Annotated in this window: 16 protein-coding genes; 8 read left to right on the forward strand and 8 right to left on the reverse strand. The window is 61.7% G+C overall.

Annotation, left to right across the window (positions count from 1 at the left end; translation table 11 throughout):
* Positions 1-139: 139 nt before the first annotated feature.
* The 3 genes from HV822_RS09785 to gshA all read left to right on the forward strand — a co-directional run bounded on the left by HV822_RS09785 (position 140) and on the right by gshA (position 4,530).
* The gene (locus HV822_RS09785; protein WP_238869808.1) at positions 140-2,464 is read left to right on the forward strand and encodes a Tex family protein; all 2,325 of its coding nucleotides are present in this window, start codon (positions 140-142) and stop codon (positions 2,462-2,464) included.
* A gap of 4 nt (positions 2,465-2,468) precedes the next feature.
* Positions 2,469-2,873 (forward strand): PaaI family thioesterase, encoded by a 405-nt coding sequence (locus tag HV822_RS09790; RefSeq protein ID WP_238869809.1) that lies wholly within the window; start codon positions 2,469-2,471, stop codon positions 2,871-2,873.
* A 79-nt stretch (positions 2,874-2,952) separates the two neighbouring features.
* Positions 2,953-4,530: a glutamate--cysteine ligase gene (gene gshA, locus HV822_RS09795; RefSeq protein ID WP_238869810.1), complete on the forward strand. Its 1,578-nt coding sequence runs from the start codon at positions 2,953-2,955 to the stop codon at positions 4,528-4,530.
* Between the two features lie 32 nt (positions 4,531-4,562).
* Here gshA and HV822_RS09800 read toward each other — a convergent pair whose 3' ends face one another.
* A complete protein-coding gene (locus HV822_RS09800) occupies positions 4,563-4,967 on the reverse strand; it encodes a flagellar basal body-associated FliL family protein (RefSeq protein ID WP_238869811.1) in 405 nt (134 codons plus the stop codon).
* Positions 4,968-5,176: 209 nt separating this feature from the next.
* Between HV822_RS09800 and HV822_RS09805 the strand changes: the two genes are divergently transcribed.
* Positions 5,177-6,154 (forward strand): NADPH:quinone oxidoreductase family protein, encoded by a 978-nt coding sequence (locus HV822_RS09805; RefSeq protein ID WP_083725006.1) that lies wholly within the window; start codon positions 5,177-5,179, stop codon positions 6,152-6,154.
* Between the two features lie 251 nt (positions 6,155-6,405).
* On the opposite strand, the gene trmL is transcribed toward HV822_RS09805, so the two are convergent.
* The 5 genes from trmL to glnA form a co-directional block, all read right to left on the reverse strand.
* Positions 6,406-6,870, reverse strand: coding sequence for a tRNA (uridine(34)/cytosine(34)/5-carboxymethylaminomethyluridine(34)-2'-O)-methyltransferase TrmL (gene trmL / locus HV822_RS09810; protein WP_238869812.1), 465 nt, complete (start codon positions 6,868-6,870; stop codon positions 6,406-6,408).
* Between the two features lie 444 nt (positions 6,871-7,314).
* Positions 7,315-8,757: a nitrogen regulation protein NR(I) gene (gene ntrC, locus HV822_RS09815; protein ID WP_238869813.1), complete on the reverse strand. Its 1,443-nt coding sequence runs from the start codon at positions 8,755-8,757 to the stop codon at positions 7,315-7,317.
* A 109-nt stretch (positions 8,758-8,866) separates the two neighbouring features.
* A complete protein-coding gene (glnL, locus tag HV822_RS09820; RefSeq protein ID WP_238869814.1) occupies positions 8,867-9,946 on the reverse strand; it encodes a nitrogen regulation protein NR(II) in 1,080 nt (359 codons plus the stop codon).
* A gap of 301 nt (positions 9,947-10,247) precedes the next feature.
* Positions 10,248-10,928 (reverse strand): DUF4124 domain-containing protein, encoded by a 681-nt coding sequence (locus HV822_RS09825; protein ID WP_238869815.1) that lies wholly within the window; start codon positions 10,926-10,928, stop codon positions 10,248-10,250.
* A 110-nt stretch (positions 10,929-11,038) separates the two neighbouring features.
* Positions 11,039-12,442, reverse strand: a complete 1,404-nt coding sequence (gene glnA, locus HV822_RS09830; RefSeq protein WP_238869816.1) for a glutamate--ammonia ligase — start codon at positions 12,440-12,442, stop codon at positions 11,039-11,041.
* Between the two features lie 311 nt (positions 12,443-12,753).
* Between glnA and thiI the strand changes: the two genes are divergently transcribed.
* From thiI to HV822_RS09850, 4 genes are all read left to right on the forward strand, one after another.
* Positions 12,754-14,208 (forward strand): tRNA uracil 4-sulfurtransferase ThiI, encoded by a 1,455-nt coding sequence (thiI, locus tag HV822_RS09835; RefSeq protein WP_238869817.1) that lies wholly within the window; start codon positions 12,754-12,756, stop codon positions 14,206-14,208.
* Between the two features lie 479 nt (positions 14,209-14,687).
* The gene (gene typA / locus HV822_RS09840) at positions 14,688-16,499 is read left to right on the forward strand and encodes a translational GTPase TypA (RefSeq protein WP_238869818.1); all 1,812 of its coding nucleotides are present in this window, start codon (positions 14,688-14,690) and stop codon (positions 16,497-16,499) included.
* Positions 16,500-16,748: 249 nt separating this feature from the next.
* Positions 16,749-17,663, forward strand: a complete 915-nt coding sequence (locus HV822_RS09845) for an alpha/beta hydrolase family protein (RefSeq protein WP_238869819.1) — start codon at positions 16,749-16,751, stop codon at positions 17,661-17,663.
* Positions 17,664-18,048: 385 nt separating this feature from the next.
* Positions 18,049-18,966, forward strand: coding sequence for an alpha/beta hydrolase family protein (locus HV822_RS09850; protein WP_238869820.1), 918 nt, complete (start codon positions 18,049-18,051; stop codon positions 18,964-18,966).
* A gap of 56 nt (positions 18,967-19,022) precedes the next feature.
* On the opposite strand, the gene HV822_RS09855 is transcribed toward HV822_RS09850, so the two are convergent.
* Together HV822_RS09855 and HV822_RS09860 are read right to left on the reverse strand one after the other, a co-directional pair.
* The gene (locus tag HV822_RS09855; protein ID WP_238869821.1) at positions 19,023-19,421 is read right to left on the reverse strand and encodes a YkgJ family cysteine cluster protein; all 399 of its coding nucleotides are present in this window, start codon (positions 19,419-19,421) and stop codon (positions 19,023-19,025) included.
* A gap of 134 nt (positions 19,422-19,555) precedes the next feature.
* The gene (locus HV822_RS09860) at positions 19,556-20,908 is read right to left on the reverse strand and encodes a KamA family radical SAM protein (protein ID WP_238869822.1); all 1,353 of its coding nucleotides are present in this window, start codon (positions 20,906-20,908) and stop codon (positions 19,556-19,558) included.
* Positions 20,909-21,005: the final 97 nt, after the last annotated feature.

A 21,005-nucleotide genomic window follows, 5' to 3' on the forward strand; every position in this document is an offset into this window, starting at 1 on the left:
GGGCTGGCCATTGTTACAAGAGGTTTCTTTTTACCTTGTTATGCAGGCATCATCCAGCCGCTTGATGGAGGCCGACCAGAATGCCCTGTCTCGGTTATACTGCCCGGCCTGTTTTAGCTACCAGTGGAAGTGTCTCACCATGCAGAGTATTGCCGCGCGTATCGCCAGCGAGCTGACGGTCCGTCCCGAGCAGGTCGCCGCAACGGTCGCCCTGCTGGACGAGGGGGCCAGCGTTCCGTTTATCGCCCGTTACCGCAAGGAGGTAACCGGCAGTCTGGACGACACCCAGTTGCGTTATCTGGAAGAGCGCCTGCGTTATCTGCGTGAACTGGAAGACCGCCGCAGCGCGGTGCTGTCGAGCATCGCCGAACAGGGCAAGCTCAGCCCCGAGCTGGAGCGCGATATCCGTGAGGCCGATACCAAGACCCGCCTTGAAGACCTCTACCTGCCCTATAAGCCCAAGCGCCGTACTAAGGGCCAGATTGCCATCGAGGCCGGTCTGGAGCCGCTCGCCGACGCTCTGTTTGATGATCCGACGCTTGATCCCGAGCAGCAGGCCGCGGCCTTTGTCGATGCCGACAAGGGCGTGGCTGACGCCAAGGCGGCGCTGGATGGCGCCAAGTACATCCTCATGGAGCGCTTTGCCGAGAACGCCAGTTTGTTGGAACGCCTGCGCAGCGCCCTGCGCGAAGATGGCCGCGTGGCCTCGCGGGTGGTTGCCGGCAAGGAGCAGGAAGGCGCCAAGTTTGCCGACTACTTCGAGTACGACGAGCCGCTGAAAAAGGTGCCCTCGCACCGTGCGCTGGCGATTTTGCGCGGCCGCAACGAGGGTGTGCTGAGCATTGCCCTGGAGCTGGGTGACGCCGAGCCGGCGCCGGGTAGCCTGCACCCCTGCGAAGGTTTGGTGGCCGAGACCGTGGGCATCAGCAATCAGGGTCGTGCCGCCGACCGCTGGTTGAACGAGGTGGTGCGCTGGACCTGGCGGGTCAAGCTGCTGGGCCATCTGGAAACCGAGCTGCTGGGCGAGCTGCGCGAAGCCGCCGAAGACGAAGCCATTCGCGTGTTTGCCAGCAACCTGAAAGATCTGCTGTTGTCAGCTCCGGCCGGCCAGCGCGTCACCTTGGGGCTGGACCCTGGGCTGCGCACCGGCGTCAAAGTAGTGGTGGTGAATGCCACCGGCAAGTTGCTGGATACCGCAACCATCTTCCCGCATGCGCCGCGCAATGACTGGGATCGCTCCCTCGCGACCCTGGCCGCCCTGTGCAGCAAGCACGAGGTCAGCCTGATCGCGGTGGGCAACGGCACCGCCTCACGTGAGACCGACAAGCTGGCGGCGGACCTGATCAAGCTGTGCAGCGGTCAGAAGATGCAAAAGGTGATGGTCTCCGAGGCGGGCGCCTCGGTGTACTCCGCCTCCGAGCTGGCGGCCCGCGAATTCCCCGATCTGGATGTCACCTACCGTGGCGCGGTATCCATTGCCCGCCGCCTGCAGGACCCGCTGGCCGAGCTGGTGAAGATTGAGCCCAAGGCCATCGGCGTGGGGCAGTACCAGCACGACGTCTCCCAGGTGAAGCTGGCGCGTGGTCTGGACGCCGTGGTGGAAGACTGCGTAAACGCTGTCGGTGTGGACCTGAACACCGCCTCTGCCGCGCTGCTGACGCGGGTCTCCGGCCTCAACCCGAGCATCGCCCAGAACATCGTCGACTATCGCGACAGCAATGGCGCGTTCCGCAATCGCCGGGAGCTGCTCAAGGTCAGCCGCCTGGGCGAGAAAACCTTTGAGCAGGCAGCCGGCTTTTTGCGCGTCATGAGCGGCGATAACCCGCTGGATGCCTCGGCCGTGCACCCTGAAGCCTATCCGCTGGTTGAGCGCATCGCCGGCGACACCGGGCGCGATGTACGCGGTTTGATTGGCGACTCGGCCTTCCTGCGCAAGCTGGAGCCGGCGCGCTACACCGACGAGCGTTTTGGTATCCCGACCATCACCGACGTGCTGCGCGAGCTGGACAAGCCGGGCCGCGACCCGCGCCCCGAATTCAAGGCGGCGGAGTTCCAGGAGGGCGTCGAAAGCCTCAAGGACCTCAAGCCGGGCATGACACTCGAGGGTGTGGTGACCAACGTCGCCAACTTTGGCGCCTTTGTGGATATCGGCGTGCATCAGGACGGTCTGGTGCATATCTCCATGCTCTCGCAGCAGTTCGTCAAGGACCCGCGCGACGTGGTCAAGGCCGGCGACATCGTCAAGGTCAAGGTGCTGGAGGTGGACATCCCGCGTCAGCGCATCAGCCTGACCATGCGCCTGGATGACAAGCCGCAGCCGGCCAGCGAGCGCAGCGCCGGCGAACGGCCGCGCGGGCGCAGCAATGCGCCCCGTGGCAACAGCAACAGCAAACCCGGTCAGGCCAGCAGCAATGGCACCTTTGCCAACCTGTTTGCCAACGCCAAGAACCTGAAGAAGAAGTGACAGCATGAGCGATTTGCATCCAGCGCTGGCGGCCTTTTCCGCGCAGCGTAGCAGTGCCTTCACCGACCTGGTCGGTATCGAGTTCGCGGCGATTGAGCGTGGCCAGTGCAGCCTGCGTCTGGCGATTGAAGACAAGCACTTCAACTCCACCGGGCGGGTGCACGGTGGCGTGGTCTTCACCCTGCTGGATTCGGCCATGGGCGCTGCCGCGTTCAGCGTGCTGGAGCCGCACGAGGTGACAGCCACCATCGAGTGCAAGATCAACTACACCCGCGCAGTCACTGGCGGTGAGCTGGAGTGCACCGGCAAGGTCATGCACGCTGGCACCCGCACCGTAGTGGTGGACGGCGAGGTGTGGCAGGATGGCGCGCTGGTTGCCAAGTGTCTGGGCACCTTTGCCCGCATCTGACGGGCAGGGTTTAACGGCCTTTCTATACTGAACTGCATTGCCGCCTAGCCGGCGGCGACACTGCCAAAGGAGTGACACCTTGTCACCACTGCTGCGAAATCGCCTCGATCTGCTGGCGCAGCCGGCCTCGCACCCCCTGCTGACCGACTGTCTGCACGGTATCGAAAAGGAAAGCCTGCGTGTCACTGCCGACGGCAGTCTGGCCCATACACCGCACCCGGCGGGTCTGGGCTCGGCGCTGACCCATTCGCGCATCACCACCGATTACTCCGAGGCGCTGCTGGAGCTGATTACCCCGGTCAGTCAGCGTGTTGATGGCCTGTTCGCCCAGCTCGATGAGATTCACCGTTTTACCTACAGCCAGCTGGGTGACGAGCTACTGTGGACCGAGTCCATGCCCAGCCGCCTGCCGGCCAGCGACCAGGATATCCCGATTGCCTGGTACGGCACCTCCAATATCGGCACCCTGAAGAACGTCTACCGGCGCGGTCTGGCAGTGCGTTACGGCAAGGCGATGCAGTGCATTGCCGGCATTCACTATAACTTCTCCCTGCCGCCGGGGCTGTGGCAACTGCTGCAAAAGCAGGAGGGCGGGCAGCAGAGTGCGCAGGACAACCAGTCGGCGCGCTACTTTGCGCTGATTCGCAACTTCCGCCGCTATGCCTGGCTGCTGATGTACCTGTTTGGCGCCTCGCCGGCGGTGTGCGCCAGCTTTTTGCAGGGCCGTGATCATCGATTGGAGCCGCTGGGCGAGCGCAGCCTGTATCTGCCCTGGGCGACCAGCCTGCGCATGAGCGACCTGGGCTACAACAACAACGCCCAGTCGGGGTTGAACGTCTGCTACAACAGCCTGGATAACTACATTGCCAGCATGCTCAACGCCATCAGCCTGCCCTATGAGCCTTACGCGCAGCTGGGCACACACGATGCGAACGGCGAGTGGCAGCAGCTCAACACCAATCTGCTGCAGATTGAGAACGAGTTCTACAGCCCGATCCGACCCAAGCGTGTCACCAACAGCGGCGAGAAGCCGGTACATGCCCTGCGCGAGCGCGGCGTGGAGTACATCGAGGTGCGCTGCCTGGACATCGACCCGTTTGTGCCAATGGGTATCGAACCGGCGACGGCCTACTTCCTGGATGCCTTCCTGCTGTTCTGTGCACTGAACGACAGCCCGGATCTGAGTGACAGCGAGTGTGAGCACGCGGCCAGCAACTTCAACCTGACCGTTAAGCGCGGCCGCGAGCCGGGCCTGCGGCTCAACGATGGTGGTAGCGAACGCACGCTGGTCTCCTGGGGCGAAGCGCTGCTGGACGAGATTGCCGGCTGCGCCGCATTGCTGGATCAGGTCAAGGGCGGCAACGCCTGCGTCAGCAGCCTGCAGCAACAGCGTGCCAAGCTGCAGGATGCCAGCCTGACGCCGTCTGCGCGGGTGCTGGCGGCGATTGCCGAGCACGACAACAGCTTCTTCCGCTTTGCCCTGGCCCAGTCGCAGGCCCATGACCGCTACTTCCGTGAGCGTCCGCTCGACCCTGCTGTGCAGGCGGCCATGGCAGATGAGGCGGCCAGTTCACTGGCAGAGCAGGCGGCGTTGGAAGCCGCTGACGCAGTCAGCTTTGACCGCTTTGTGGCCGACTACATGGGCCAGTCGGCCTGAGCTGTCGGGCGGGCGCGCCCAGCGCCCGCCGCTTACTGCACGATCAGATTGGTAAACAGCAGGTCGTCTACCAGCGAGTCTCCCTCTTCCTCTTCCAGCACCTGCTGCACGGCGGCCAGCGCGTCGGCGCGCAGGGTCTCCTTGCCTTCCAGCGTGGACAGGTTTTCCGGCAGTTGTGCGCTGAACAGAAACACCAGGGCATTGCGAATCAGCGCGTCGTGATAGTGCAGCTTGTCGACCGCCGCCGGGTCGTCGGTGCGCAGGGCCACATCGGCCTTGAGATACTGGATGCGCGGTCCGCTGCCAAGGGTGCCGACAAAGGACGGCTTGAGCTCGACGTACTGAGCCTGTGGCGGTGGGGCTTCCTCTTCTTCGGCGTGGGCAGCGGGCAACAGGGCGCTCAGCAGCAGAGCGGCTAACAGGGCTTTGAGGTGCATGGCAGAAGGGCTCCTTGGATTCCGGCACAGCATAGCCGAGCAGCCGCCCCGCGCCAAATGCCCGCACTGCCCGACAAGCGTCGGTGGAAGGCATCAGGGACGATGCCCATGTTATGCGTAGCTATCAGCTCAAACCATGTTCGTTGACCCCTAGCCCGGTGAAGCGACTAGACTGACGCCATTCATGCACGCACACCTGGGAGATAAAAATGAAAGCGGTTCTGTGCAAGGCTTACGGTCCGGCCAGCAGTCTGGTACTGGAAGAAACGACCGATCCGGTCGCCAAGAAGAACGAAGTCGTTATCGACATTCACGCCGCTGGCGTCAACTTCCCCGATACCCTGATCATCGAGGGCAAGTACCAGGTCAAGCCGCCGTTCCCGTTCTCGCCGGGTGGTGAAGCCGCTGGCGTGGTGGCCAGTGTGGGCGAAAGCGTCAAGCACCTGAAAGTGGGCGATCGCGTTATGGGCCTGACCGGCTTCGGCAGCTTTGCCGAGAAGGTTGCCACCGACGCCATGCGCGTGCTGCCGATGCCCGATGACATGGACTATGTCACCGCCGCCGGCTTCAGCATGACCTACGGCACCTCCATGCACGCCCTCAAGCAGCGTGGCGAGCTCAAGCCGGGCGAAACCCTGCTGGTACTGGGCGCTTCGGGTGGCGTGGGTCTGGCTGCGGTTGAAATCGGCAAGGCCATGGGCGCCCGCGTGATCGCCGCCGCCTCCAGTGCCGAAAAGCTGGAAGTAGCCAAGGCCGCCGGCGCCGACGAGCTGATCAACTACAGCGAAGTCAGCCTGAAAGACGCGGTCAAGGAACTGACCAACGGCCAGGGCGCCGACGTGATCTACGATCCGGTGGGTGGCGACCTGTTCGACCAGGCGGTGCGCAGCATCAACTGGAAAGGCCGTCTGCTGGTAGTTGGCTTTGCCAGCGGCCGTATTCCGGAGTTCCCGATCAACCTGGCGCTGCTCAAGGGCTCGTCCATCGTCGGCGTATTCTGGGGCGCCTTTGCCGCCCGCGAGCCGCAGGCCAACCTGGAGAACTTCCAGCAGCTGTTTGCCTGGCACAGCGAAGGCAAGCTCAAGCCGCTGGTCTCCCAGACCTTCGAGCTGAACGAGTACGAAGCCGCGCTGGACATCCTCAGCTCGCGCAAAGCGGTCGGTAAGGTGGTCGTCAAGACCCGTTAAGGCCAGCCGAAGGCTGGCCCTGGCGGCAAGCCACAAGCTTCAAGGAAAACCCGCGCGGTGTTGAATCGCGCGGGTTTTTCTTTGGCTCGGGATTGCACTCAAAATCATGGAAAAGGCTTGACTGCTCCTCAGCCCAACTCACCCTGATGCAGCTTGCAGCTTGCAGCTTGCAGCTTGCAGCTTGCAGCTTGCAGCTTGCAGCTTGCAGCTTGCAGCTTGCAGCTTGCAGCTTGCAGCTTGCAGCTTGCAGCTTAGAGCGCGCCATCGTAGCCGAGTTGCCGCCACGCCTCGTAGATCAGAATCGCTGCGCTGTTCGACAGATTCAGGCTGCGGCTGTCAGGGCGCATGGGAATGCGCAGCACCTGTTCCGCGGGCAACGCCTCGCGCACTTCAACGGGCAGGCCGCGACTCTCCGGGCCGAACAGAAACAGGTCGCCGGCAGCGAACTGCACCTCGCTAAAGTTCTGTGTGCCCTTGGTGCTCAAGGCAAAGACGCGATTGGGCTCTACCGCGTGCAGACAGGCATCGAGGTGGGGATAGGTTTTAACCGCGGCAAACTCGTGGTAATCCAGCCCGGCGCGACGCAGGCGCTTGTCGTCCAGCTCAAAGCCCAGCGGTTCGATCAGATGCAGTTGGCAGCCGGTATTGGCGCACAGACGAATGATATTGCCGGTGTTGGGCGGGATTTCGGGTTCAAGCAGGGCGATATGGAACATGGTGACGGCTACGCAAGGGCGGAGCGCTAGGCTACCCGGTTGAAGCGGCAAGCTTCAAGCCGCAAGCCGCAAGCCGCAAGCCGCAAGCCGCAAGCCGCAAGCCGCAAGTAGTCCGTGGTGTCGCGGGTGTTGGTGTCTGGTTGGGGTGGCTCAAGGCTCAAGGCTGAAGGCTTGAGGCTGGAAGGGTTGGAGCGGCGTGGGTGGTTGGATGGCGTGCAAGCAGCGAAGATACGGCCCACTCCTTGGGTGGCTTCAGATGAAGAGTCCGGCTTCCAGCCTAAAGCCTTCAGCCTTCAGCCAGGGGGGGCTTGCGGCTTGCAGCTTGCCGCTGCTTTTATCGCAGGCATAAAAAAAGGCGACCCCAGCCTGCCTGAACCGAGGTCACCCCAAATACACCCATTAGTCATTTAGCATCAAGCGTGCCAGTTTTGCTGCGGGCGTACTCTATTCGCTTTCATCGTCGTCTGAACCGTCCACATTCATGTCCAGTTCCTTGATCTTGCGGGTCAGCGTATTGCGGCCCCAGCCCAGTAACTGCGCGGCATCGCGGCGTCTGCCGGCGGTGTGCTTGAGGGCGGTTTCGATCATGATGCGCTCGAATGACGGTACGGCAATGTCCAGCAGGTTGGTGACGCCTCGGGCCAGTTCCTGATCGGCCCAGGTGCGCAATCCGTGTTCCCAGTGGCCATCTGGCGCACTGTCCTGGTGCTGGGTGAGCATTTCCGGGGGCAGGTCTTCAATCAGCACCTCGCGACTGGACGCCATCACGGTGATCCAGCGGCAGGTGTTTTCCAGCTGGCGCACGTTGCCCGGCCAGGGCAGGTTGCGCAGGTAGTCCTGGGTCTGAGGCTTGAGTACCTTGGGTTCTACCGCCAGCTCCTGCGCGGCGCGGGCAAGGAAGTGCTGGGCCAGCGCGGGGATGTCTTCGCGCCGTTCCGACAGCTTGGGGATATGGATGCGGATGACGTTTAAACGGTGGAACAGGTCCTCACGAAACTTGCCGGCCTGCACCAGGCCTTCGAGGTTCTGGTGGGTGGCGGCGATGATGCGCACGTCCACCTTGATCGGTGTGTGACCGCCAACCCGGTAGAACTCGCCGTCGGCCAGTACGCGCAGCAGGCGCGTCTGGGTTTCGGCTGGCATGTCACCAATCTCGTCGAGAAACAGGGTGCCGCCGTCGGCCTGCTCAAAGCGGCCACGGCGCTGCACGGCGGCGCCGGTAAAGGCGCCCTTTTCGTGGCCGAACAGCTCGGATTCCATCAGGTCCTTCGGGATCGCGGCCATGTTCAGCGCGATGAAGGGGTTGCGCGCGCGCGGGCTGTGGCGGTGCAGGGCGTGGGCAACCAGCTCTTTACCGGTACCGGACTCGCCATTGATCAGTACGGTGATGTTTGAGTGCGATAGGCGGCCAATGGCGCGAAACACCTCCTGCATGGCCGGCGCCTCACCGATGATCTCGGGAGTGCGGGTCTGCAGGGTTTCCTCGTCCTGGGCGTCCTGCTCGTGGGTGTGTGCCAGGGCGCGGCGCACCAGGGCAACGGCCTCGTCGACGTCAAAGGGTTTGGGCAGGTACTCAAAGGCGCCGCCCTGATAGGAGGCAACCGCGCTATCGAGGTCCGAGTGGGCGGTCATGATGATGACCGGCAGGCGTGGATAGCGTTCGCGTACGGTGGCCAGCAGCTCCAGGCCGCTGGTGCCGGGCATGCGGATGTCACTGATCAGCACGTCCGGGTGTTGGCGCTGCAGGCGCGTGAGCGCGGCGTCTGCGCTGTCGAAGGCGACCGGCTCCAGTCCTTCCTGTTGCAGAGCCTTTTCCAGTACCCAGCGGATGGAGCGGTCGTCATCGACGATCCAGACGTTTTCGGCACGATTCTGTGAGCGGGTCATAAAACGGGTCTCCAGTTCCGGTACTACCGGCAGGCGGGTGTGCCTGCAGGTGTAGGCAGGTTGTCAGGGTGGCGCGCGGCGGGCGCACTACAGGCAATAGGGGGCATGCTCAGTCGCTCCCGTCCAGTTCCAGTGGCAGGAACAGGGTGAATATGGTTTGTCCGGGTTCGCTGTCGCACTCGATCAGGCCCTGATGCTGGCTGATGATGTTCTGCGTGATGGACAGGCCGAGTCCGGTGCCATCTGCACGGCCGCTGACCATCGGATAGAAAATGCTTTCGACGATGTCGGCCGGAATGCCCGGGCCGTTGTCGATCACCTCGACCCGGCAGACCAGTCGATAGCGCGTCTGGCCGATGGTGAACTGGCGCAGCGTTCGAGTGCGCAGGGTGATCTCGCCTTGCTCCAGAGGACCGGCGGAAGCCAGCGCCTGCATGGCGTTGCGCACGATGTTGAGGAGCGCCTGAATCAGCTGTTCGCGGTCGGCCTGTACGTCGGGGATGCTGGGGTCGTAGTCGCGGCGGATGCGCAGCGCACCTTGGGTTTCGGCCTCAATCAGGCTGCAGACGCGCTCGGTGATTTCGTGCACGTTGATGGCGCGCAGGGCGGGCGGTCGATAGGGGCCGAGCATGCTGTCGACCAGATTGCGCAGCCGGTCGGCCTCTTCGATGATGACGTCGGTGTAGTCCTTCAGCGCCTCATCGGGCAGCTCGCGCGACAGCAGCTGCGCTGCGCCGCGAATGCCGCCAAGCGGGTTCTTGATCTCGTGCGCCAGGCCGCGTACCAGCACCTTGGTGACTTCCTGTTTGGACAGCTGGGCCTCTTCCTTGGTGATGCGCAGCAGACGGTCACGCGGATATAGCTCAATCAGCAGCCAGTTGCGATTGGCGGCGATGATCGGCGTGACCGAATAATCGACCATCAGGCTTTGGCCGTTGCTGAGGGTCAGCTGGGCTTCGCGCTTGGTAAAGGGGTGGCCCTGCTCGACGGCGTTGTGCAGTGACTCCAGCGCCGCAGCGGTGTCGGTGAACAGGTCTGCGACCGGCTGCTGATAGACCCGTTGGCCGCTGACTGCCAGCAGCATTTCCGCAGCGGGGTTCATAAAACTCAGGCGCAGCTCGCCGTCCAGCAGCAGGACGGCGGTGGTCAGGTTGTCGAGAATCTGGCGTAAAAATCGGTCGGGCAGCATAGCGGTATCCGTGGTTTGCACAGGGAAATGCAAGAAGCGATCCAATTCAGGGCGCGTTGTTCCGGACCCTGGCAAACAATTGCCCGTTTCTGTGACGGCTTGCCGTTTGCCGCGCCTGTTGAGGGGGCAGGCCCCGTAGTGCGGGGTTCCAGCGCTGCTGACGGCAGCCGGGATAGGGTGCGTTGCTCGGTCAGGGGGGATAGCTGCGCATGGCGATGGTGCGCAAGGCGGTGCGCTCGACGGGCAGTATGCACCATAATGGTGCAAAAAGGCAGCCCGGCGCGCCGGGCTGTAGCAGTGCTCAGGGGGTGGTGGCAGGCGGGCGGGGTACGTTGGGCGCGGTCGGCGCTGCGGGTGCGGTGGGTGCCTGGTTGGCCGCGCCTACACGACCGGGCTGGTTCAGTGAGGTGCGCTGGACATGCAGCGTGATGCCAGTACTGGCGCTGATCTGCTCACCCTTGCTGTTGGTGACGACGGCTTCGACCAGATGTGAGCCGCGATCCAGGTTGGTGACGGTCAGGTTGGCTTCGGCCTGGCCGGCACCGGGCAGTGCCTGCTCGCTCAGACTGCCATCAATACGCGCGCGCAGCAGATGGCCGGCGCGCAGTGGCGGATTCAGCACGACGGTGAGCGTAACGTTGCCATCGTTGGCGCGTACGGCGGTGTCGTTGGCCGGGCTGGTGATTTCCAGTCGGCGGTAGCTGCCGGTGGGCGTGACGCTGTTGCCGGAGCCTGCGCTGCTACTGCTGGCACTGCTGCTCTGATAGGCGGGAATCGGCTTGGGCGCGTCCATGCTGTTGGGCGTGCTGACCTCAATGCGCTTGGCATTGGGGTTGGGTTTGTCGGAATAAACGGTATTGCCGTTGGCGTCTGTCCATGTGTACACATCGGCCCAGGCGGGCGTGGTGCAGAGCAGGGCGCTGCACAGGACGGCGAGTAGGGTGCGCGACATGATGGTGCTCTCCTTGAGACGAGTCTTCATGCTGGCACCGTATGCCGATGCTGGCAACTGCCGGTGTGATGCTGGCGACAGGCGTAAAAAAAGGGCGCCCGAGTGGGCGCCCCTTTTTGCGTGTTGCAACCGCAGCAGGATCAGACGCTGTAGTACAGGTCGTATTCCAGCGGGTGAACGAAGGTGCGAACCTTGATTTCTTCGGCGCTCTTGAGCTCGATGTAGGCGTCGATGAATTCGTTGGTGAACACGTCGCCCTTGGTCAGGAACTCGCGACCGGCGTCCAGGGACTCCAGTGCTTCCTTCAGGCTGCCGCACACCTGCGGGATCTGTGCGGATTCTTCCGGCGGCAGATCGTACAGGTTCTTGTCGGCTGCATCGCCAGGGTGGATCTTGTTCTGGATACCGTCCAGACCCGCCATCAGCAGTGCGGCGAAGCACAGGTAGGGGTTGGCAGCCGGGTCAGGGAAGCGAGCTTCGATGCGGCGTGCTTTCGGGCTGGAAACGTAAGGAATACGGATCGAGGCGGAGCGGTTGCGGGCGGAGTAGGCCAGCATGACCGGTGCTTCGAAGCCCGGGACCAGACGCTTGTAGGAGTTGGTGGACGGGTTGGTGAACGCGTTCAGTGCCTTACCGTGCTTGATGATACCGCCGATGAAGTACAGAGCGGTGTCAGACAGGCCGGAGTAGCCTTCGCCAGCGAAGGTGTTGTTGCCGTCTTTGGCGATGGACATGTGAACGTGCATACCGGAACCGTTGTCGCCGTACAGCGGCTTCGGCATAAAGGTAGCGGTCTTGCCGAACGCGTCAGCTACGTTGTGTACGCAGTACTTCAGGGTTTGTACTTCGTCGGCCTTCTTCACCAGGGTGTTGAACAGCACGCCGATTTCGTTCTGGCCAGCAGTCGCCACTTCGTGGTGGTGAACTTCGATGGTCAGGCCCATTTCTTCCATGGCGTTACACATGGCAGTACGGATTTCGTGGTCGTGGTCGACCGGCGGAACCGGGAAGTAGCCGCCCTTGACGCCCGGACGGTGGCCTTTGTTGCCAGTCTCGAAGTCGCCGTCAGTGTTCCAGGAGGCCTGCTCGGAGAAGATCTTGAACATGGAGCCGGAGATGTCGGACTTGAACTTCACTTCGTCGAAGATGAAGAATTCCGGCTCCGGACCAACGAATACGGTGTCACCGATACCGGTGGACTTCATATACTCTTCTGCGCGCTTGGCGATACCGCGCGGGTCGCGCTCGTAGCCTTGCATGGTGGAAGGCTCGATGATGTCGCACACCAGGATCAGCGTCGGCTCTTCGGTGAAGGGGTCCAGAAGGGCAGTGCTGTCATCGGGCATGAGGATCATGTCGGATGCTTCGATGCCTTTCCAGCCGGCAATGGAGGAGCCGTCGAACATCTTGCCGTCTTCGAAGAAGTCCTCGTTGACGTCACGGGCGGGCATGGTGACGTGCTGCTGCTTGCCCTTGGTGTCGGTGAAGCGCAGGTCTACCCACTTCACGTCATGCTCGTTGATCAGTTGCATCGCTTTCGACATGGTTTCCTCCAAAAGGAATCGTTTGCCAGACAGCAGGTCTGGCGCCTTTATATTACGTCCAGCGGCGGGGCCGCTGCTCGGTTGCATTACAAGTGAGCAAAAGGTGTGCCATTTCGGAGCATGGCCTGTGAACCCCTGTCTCAGGGGCCTTTTGCGGTAAAAGCCGGGGTCGCGCACCAATATCGAGCACCTTGTTGGTGCAGCCTGGTCTGGCTTTGCACTGTTTTGGTGCCTTTGCGTTCGACAGTTACCCAAGCGCGGTGCGCTGGCTGCGGGTATAATGCAGCGCTTTGCGCACCATATACCAGCCCATGAAACTGATCATCAAGTTCTTCCCCGAAATTACCATCAAGAGCCGCCAGGTCCGCAAGCGCTTTATCGCCCAGCTCAAAAGCAACCTGAAGAAGGTGCTGTCGGCGGTTGACCCCCAGGCGCGGGTCAACGGTAACTGGGACAGTCTGGAGGTCAATCTTGGCCCCGATCCGGCGCTGCAGCAGCGGTGTATCGAGCGGCTGCGCAATACACCCGGTATCTCCCACTGTTTTGAGGTGCATGAGTACCCGCTGGGCAGTATCGATGAGCTGATCGAGTTGTGCGTGGCCAACGTGGGCGAGCAACTGCAGGGCAAGACCTTCGCCGTGCGCTGCAAGCGCGTGGGTTCGCATCCGTTCTCTTCGCAGGATGTCGCAATCAAGGTGGGCAGCGCGCTCAATCGCCGCTGCGGGGCGGCCGGGGTGTCGCTGAAGGCGCCGGAGGTTGAGGTGCATGTCGAGATTCGCGATCAGAAGATATATCTGATTCAGGCGCGTCATGAGGGCATGGGTGGCTTCCCCTTGGGCACCATGGAGCCGGTACTGAGTCTGATGTCGGGTGGCTTTGACTCCACCGTCGCCAGCTACCAGATGCTGCAGCGTGGGCTGCTGCCGCACTTTGTATTCTTTAACCTCGGTGGTCGTGCCCATGAGCTGGGCGTGCGTCAGGTTGCGCACTATCTGTGGGAGCGTTATGCCACCAGCCACCGTCTGCGTTTTGTCAGTGTGCCCTTTGAGGGCGTGGTGGCGGAGATTCTGCAGAACGTCGAGAACAGCCAGATGGGCGTGGTGCTCAAGCGCATGATGCTGCGCGCGGCGGACCGGGTGGCTTACCGTCTGGGCATCGACGCGCTGGTCACCGGTGAGGCGATTGCCCAGGTGGCCAGCCAGACCCTGCCCAATCTGAGTGTGATTGATCAGGTCGCCGAGCGCTTTGTGGTGCGTCCGCTGATTACCACCAGCAAACTCGACATCATCGATATCGCGCGCCGTATCGGTACGCTGGAGTTTTCCAGCAGCATGCCGGAATACTGCGGCGTCATCTCCGTCGGACCGGCCATCCGTACCACGGTGCCGCGGGTTGAAGCAGCCGAGGCCAGCTTCAACTTCGAGGTCTTGTCGCAGGCGGTGGAGAACGCTGCGTACTCCGAATGCAGCGAGCTGGGCGAAATGATGGAGGAGGGCTCGCCGGTAGAGATCGTCGAGCAGGCACTGACCGGCCAGATCGTGCTGGACATCCGCCACCCGGATGAGCAGGAAGCCCGCCCGCTGCAGCTGGACGGTATAGAAGTGCAACCTGTGCCCTTCTACACCCTCAACAGCCGCTTCCCCGACCTAGACCCCTCCCGCGCCTACCTGCTGTACTGCGAGAAAGGCGTCATGAGCCAACTGCACGCGCAGTATCTGCTCGATGAGGGGTATGGGAATGTGCGGGTGTTGAGGCCGAAGCGCTAACAGCGCTTGGCTGGAGGCGGAAGGCTGGAGGCTGGAAGGTTCAGCTCACGCGAGCTATGGCCCCGTTGGTTGGCGAAGTTCAGACATGCTCGGAGCATATCTACTGACTTCGGCGTCTGTCTTCCCGCGTTTATCCTCCTTAGCATCCGCAACGCTGATGAGCAGAAAGGCCCGCGCGCTGAAGCTGAACGGTGTCGAAGTACGGCATCGCTTGGCTGGAAGCTGGAGGCTTCAGGCCGGGCGAGCTATGGCCCTCGTCGATTGACGAAGCTCAGGCGTGCTCGATGTTTCTCTGCTGACTCAATAGTTAGCCTTCCAGCCTTTAGCCTCAAGCCTTCAGCGAGCATCTCGCATTAGTCTTGCAGAATCCGCGCTCCGCGCTTGAACAAAAAACACCCACTGTAACCCCCGTCTCTGTATAATGCCCCCCTCTTTTTTTCAGTATGCCGGCTCGCGCCGCGCCACTCAGGACACTCACAGTGATCGAGAATCTCCGCAATATCGCCATCATCGCCCACGTTGACCACGGTAAAACCACGCTGGTTGATGCCCTGCTGCGTCAGTCCGGTACTCTGGATCGCAAGGAGCTGGATTCCGAGCGGATCATGGATTCCAACGACCAGGAGAAGGAGCGCGGCATCACCATTCTGGCGAAGAACACCGCCATTAAATGGAACGGCTACAACATCAACATCGTAGACACCCCCGGCCACGCCGACTTCGGTGGCGAGGTTGAGCGCGTTATGTCCATGGTTGACTCGGTACTGCTGCTGGTCGACGCGGTAGACGGCCCGATGCCGCAAACCCGCTTCGTCACCCAGAAGGCCTTCCAGGCCGGTCTGCGTCCGATTGTCGTGGTGAACAAGATTGACCGTCCGGGCGCGCGCCCTGACTGGGTGATCGATCAGGTGTTCGACCTGTTCGACAGCCTGGGTGCCACCGATGAGCAGCTGGACTTCCCGTTCGTTTACGCATCCGCGATTAACGGCATCGCCGGCATGGACCCGGAAGAAATGTCCGAGGACCTGACCCCGCTGTTCCAGACCATCGTTGACCGTGTTCCGTCTCCAGACGTTGACCTCGACGGTCCCTTCCAGATGCAGATCTCTGCGCTGGACTACAACAGCTTCCTGGGTGTTATCGGCATCGGCCGTATCCGTCGCGGCAAGGTCAAGACCAACACCCCGGTCACCTCCATCGACGCCAGCGGCAAGAAGCGCAACGGCCGTATCCTGAAGATCATGGGTCACCACGGTCTGCAGCGCGTTGAAGTGGAAGAAGCACAGGCGGGCGACATCATCTGCATCAGCGGTTTTGATCCGCTGTTCATCTCCGACACCCTGTGTGACCAGCAGAACGTTGAAGCCATGCCGGCGCTGACCGTCGACGAGCCGACCGTCAGCATGACCTTCCAGGTCAACGACTCGCCGTTCGCCGGGAAAGAAGGCAAGTTCGTTACCAGCCGCAACATCAAGGAGCGTCTGGAGAAAGAACTGCTGCACAACGTGGCTCTGCGCGTTGAAGAAGGCGACAGCGCTGACAAGTTCAAGGTATCCGGGCGTGGCGAGCTGCACCTGTCGGTACTGATCGAAACCATGCGTCGCGAAGGCTTCGAGCTGGGTATTTCCCGTCCTGAGGTAGTGATCAAGGAAATCGACGGCGAGAAGCAGGAGCCGTACGAGAACGTCACCATCGACATCGAAGAGCAGCACCAGGGTCCGATCATGGAGCAGATGGGTCTGCGCAAGGGCGACCTGGGCAACATGGTGCCGGATGGCAAGGGTCGTCTGCGTCTGGAGTACGTTGTTCCGGCGCGTGGCCTGATCGGCTTCCGTAACAGCTTCCTGACCATGACCTCCGGTACCGGCATCATCACCAGCACCTTCAGCCATTACGGCCCGGTCAAGCAGGGTGATGTTGCGCACCGTCAGAACGGCGTACTGGTCTCCATGGCAACCGGCAAGGCGCTGACCTACTCGCTGGAAACCCTGCAGGACCGCGGCAAGCTGTTCCTGGAGCCGGGTCAGGATATCTACGAAGGCCAGCTGGCCGGTATCCACAGCCGTGACAACGATCTGGTCATCAACCCGACCAAGGGCAAGAAGCTCGACAACATGCGCGCGTCCGGCAAGGATGAAACCATCCAGCTGGTACCGCCGGTCAAGTTCACCCTGGAGCAGGCGCTGGAGTTCATCGATGACGATGAGCTGGTTGAAGTAACGCCCAAGTCGATTCGTCTGCGCAAGAAGCTGCTGAACGAAACCGACCGCAAGCGCGCCAGCAAGGGCTAAAAGCCCGCGCGCTGCCTAAAAACCCCCGCCGGGCTTACCCGGCGGGGGTTTTTCTTTGTCTGGGCAAAACAGTTGGCCGGCGCTTTCTAAAGTGTGACAGGGTGCGTGCCACCTCACCTGAATGGGCGCTGGCTGCCGGGTAATGAGTGGATACAGTAGCAGACCCTTCTCGAATAGATTCTATTCGCAGAAATGCATCGCCGTAGTACAAAAACAATATTCGCACGATGATTCACGGAGACTCTACTCATGCCCTTCAACAAGAAAGGCCTTGCGACCCTGCTTGGCGCCAGCGCGCTGATGTTCTCGATGTCGGCCCTGGCCAACAACCCCGCACCAAACCCGGATCCGGGCGACGGCGGCAGCTCTGTCTATCAGCGCGGCCCAGACCCGAGCGTCAGCTTCCTGGAAGCCAGTCGTGGTCAGTACAACGTCGATGATCACCGCGTCTCAGGGCTGGTCAGCGGCTTTGGCGGCGGCACCATCCATTACCCGACTGGCACAACCGGCACCATGGGCGCTGTTGTGGTCATCCCGGGCTTTGTTTCGGCTGAGTCGTCCATTGACTGGTGGGGCCCCAAGCTGGCGTCCTATGGCTTCGTTGTGATGACTATCGACACCAACAGCGGCTTTGACCAGCCGGGTAGCCGCGCAACCCAGATCAACAACGCGCTGGATTATCTGGTTGGCCAGAACACCAGCAGCTCCAGCCCGGTACGCGGCATGATCGACACCGATCGTCTGGGTGTCATTGGTTGGTCCATGGGCGGCGGCGGCACCCTGCGCGTAGCCCGCGAGGGGCGGATCAAGGCGGCTATCCCGCTGGCTCCCTGGGACACCACCAGCTACTACGCAGGCCGTTCGCAGGCGCCGACACTGATCTTTGCCTGTGAGTCGGATGTGATCGCGCCGGTCTATCAGCACGCCTCGCCGTTCTACAATGCGCTGCCGTCCAGCATCGACAAGGCCTTTGTGGAAATTGACGGTGGCAGTCATTACTGCGGTAACGGTGGCAGCATCTACAACGACGTGCTGAGCCGCTTCGGGGTGTCCTGGATGAAGCTGCACCTGGACGAAGATGCGCGCTACAAGCAGTTCCTGTGTGGTCCGAACCACACGTCCGACTCGCAGATTTCTGACTATCGCGGCAACTGCCCGTATTAATAGAGCAGAGCAAAAACACCGGGCCTGATGTCAGGCCCGGTGTTTTTTCTGGCTGGTATTTGATTCAACTGATAATGCTACGTCCGCAAAGTTGTAAGTAGCGGATCACATATTTGGGTGGTTTGGCGTGGCGGTATAGTTGCTTTAATAATGAATGTTCGTTCTTTATTTGGCTGTATTTATAGGTATATCAGCAGCTTAGTTTTAATGATCAACTTGTGAGGCAATGCTGCTCTGTCGCCATCGGCGGCGAGCTTTTGTAGCGTCACATATATGGGTGATTTTTGTGCGTCTGTGAGTTTTGTTTAATCCGGCCTGACCCGTTGTCGATGTTTGCTGATATCGGCGGCGCAATAACAACAACGGAACAGGATGGATAATAACAATGAACTCCAAGCCCAAGTTTGCCCTGCGTTCAGCGCTTGCCGGTGCGGCGTTGCTCTGCGCACTGCCGGCCCTTGCCAATAACCCTGCACCAAACCCAGACCCGGGTGATGGCGGCAGCTCTGCCTACCAGCGCGGCCCGGATCCGAGCGTCAGCTTCCTGGAAGCCGACCGTGGTCAATACAGCGTGCGTACCAGTCGCGTATCCAGCCTGGTCAGCGGCTTTGGTGGCGGCACCATTCACTACCCGACAGGCACCACCGGCACCATGGCGGCGATTGTCGTGATCCCGGGCTTTGTTTCTGCCGAATCGTCAATCGACTGGTGGGGCCCTAAACTGGCGTCCTACGGTTTTGTGGTGATGACCATCGATACCAACAGTGGTTTTGATCAGCCGGGCAGCCGCGGGCGCCAGATCAACAATGCCCTGGATTACCTGATCGGTCAGAACAGCAGCAGCTCCAGCCCGGTGCGCGGCATGATCGACACCGATCGCCTGGGTGTGATCGGCTGGTCCATGGGCGGCGGTGGCACCCTGCGCGTTGCTCGCGAGGGCCGCATCAAGGCAGCCATTCCGCTGGCGCCGTGGGATACCACCAGCTACTACGCAGGCCGCTCGCAGGCGCCGACGCTGATCTTTGCTTGTGAGTCTGACGTGATTGCACCGGTCTACCAGCACGCTTCGCCGTTCTACAACGCGCTGCCATCGAGCATCGACAAGGCGTTTGTCGAGATCAACAACGGCAGCCACTATTGCGGCAACGGCGGCAGCATCTACAACGATGTGCTGAGTCGCTTCGGGGTGTCCTGGATGAAGCTGCACCTGGATGAGGATGCGCGCTACAAGCAGTTCCTGTGTGGCCCGAACCACACCTCCGACTCGCAGATTTCCGACTATCGCGGTAACTGCCCGTACTAATCCGTTGAGGTAAAAGCTGCATCGCAAGCGCCGCCCTTGGGGCGGCGTTTTGCATTTCAGGTCGGCTGCCCCTGATAGGCGCAGTAACCTGGGCGCGGGCCAATCTGCGGATGGTTGCGGCAGGTGGCGGGCCGGCGTTCGTAGACCGTGCAGCGACGGCTGCGGGTATCCAGATAGAGGCAGTCGCTATTGCTCATGCGACTGAGGGTAAAGACGCCGCTCTTGTGGTGAAAGCGCTCAACCACGCCGGCCTTTTGCAGGCGTTTGGCGATCTGCTTGAGTGGCTCGCCGCGCTCGAACTCATCCACCAGCTCCAGACGGATCAGGTCTTCCAGGTGAACTTCTACCGGCAGCGTGCAGCAGGTGGCGCGGCAGCTGTCGCACAGGCCCTTGCGGTATTTTTGCCAGGTATCGAGACGATCAACGTCTGCGGTGGGGATCAGTTGGGGCTTCATGCACGGACCTCGGGGGTGAGGTGCGCAGTATAAAAGAGCCCGGAGGCATGCTGAACCACCGGGCGCATTGCGTGAGGTGCGCAGATCAACGCCACAGGCCGCGCAGAGGCCGGCGGGGTTGATCGATGCTGGCCTCAGTCGTCGAAGAAGAAGCGTTCCTCGCCAAAGGCGGGCTCAAGGTGATTGAGCCAGGTGGCGTCTTCGTTGTACTTGGCAAAGAAGGGGCGCTGTACCCAGTCCGGGTTGCGGCCTTGAATCATGCGCAGCGCAATCACCTTCTCACCGTTGATTTCGGTGACGCCCTGGATTTCTACCTTGCCCGGATGTGAACTCATGGAGGGGCCGCGCGCGGTGCGGGCGATGCCCGAGACCTGCTGCATGGCGTCACGGTAGATCTGCCAAGCCTTGACCAGCGGCACCTCGAAGTAGTGGCGGGCGCCGGTGTCGCGCTCGACGAACATGTAGTACGGGATGATGCCCAACTCCACCTGGGTCTGCCACAGGCGTGCCCAGACCTCAGCATCGTCGTTGATGTGCGCCAGCAGCGGGCCCTGGGCGCGGATTTGCGCGCCGGTCTCGCGGATACGGCGAATAGCTTCACGGGCGATGGCCGGCTCCAGCTCCTGCCAGTGGTTGTAGTGGGCCATCAGCGCCAGGTGCTTGCCGGCGGCCTGAATCTCGCGGAACAGGGCGAGCAGGTCCTCGGCGTCGTCATCGGTAACCACGCGCTGGGGCCAGAAGGTCAGCGCCTTGGAGCCGATACGAATGGTGCGAATATGATCGAACTCCTCGCTCAACAGCGGCTCCAGGTAGGCGCGCAGGTTGCGGGTTTTCATCACCAGCGGGTCGCCGCCGGTGACCAGTACGTCGGTGACTTCCGGGTGGGCGCGCAGGTAGTCCTGCAACTGGTTGGATTCGCGGGCGGCGATCTTCAGGTCCTTGTCGCCGACAAACTGTGCCCAGCGAAAGCAGAAGGTGCAGTAGCTGTGGCAGACCTGACCGGAGCTGGGGAAGAACAGCACGGTCTCGCGGTATTTGTGCTGCAGACCCTCGACGACTTCGCCGTCCAGCATCGGGATGTTGTGTTCCAGCTGCCCGGCCGGGTGCGGGTTGAGCTCGGCGCGGATTTCACTGATCAGTACCTTGAGCTCGGCGGCCGGCAGCTCGCTGCGCATGGCCTCGGCCACGCGATCGTAGTGCTCCGGCTTGAGCATGCCACGCTGCGGGAAGGTGAGCTGAAAGATCGGGTCGGCCGGTACCTGGTGCCAGTCGATCAACTCGTCGATGACGTACTGGTTGACCCGGAACGGCAGCACGTTGGCCACCACCTGCATTTCAAAGCGCTGTTCGGCGCTCAGCTGTTGTAGCTGCGGAATCTGGTCCAGCTGCTTGGCGGTGTAGACCTTGAAGCGCTGGTGGCGTACCGCGTCGGCATCAAACTCGGACGCGGGGGGGGAAGCAATGGCGATGATATTGGATTTTGACATAGAGGCTATTCACACATTTATTGTCGAAAGCATTATGGCGCGCCAGCGGACGGGCCATGATCTGCAGCATGCCTGCAGTAAAAAACGCGATTAACGT

Source organism: Halopseudomonas maritima (assembly GCF_021545785.1).
Lineage (GTDB): Bacteria > Pseudomonadota > Gammaproteobacteria > Pseudomonadales > Pseudomonadaceae > Halopseudomonas > Halopseudomonas maritima.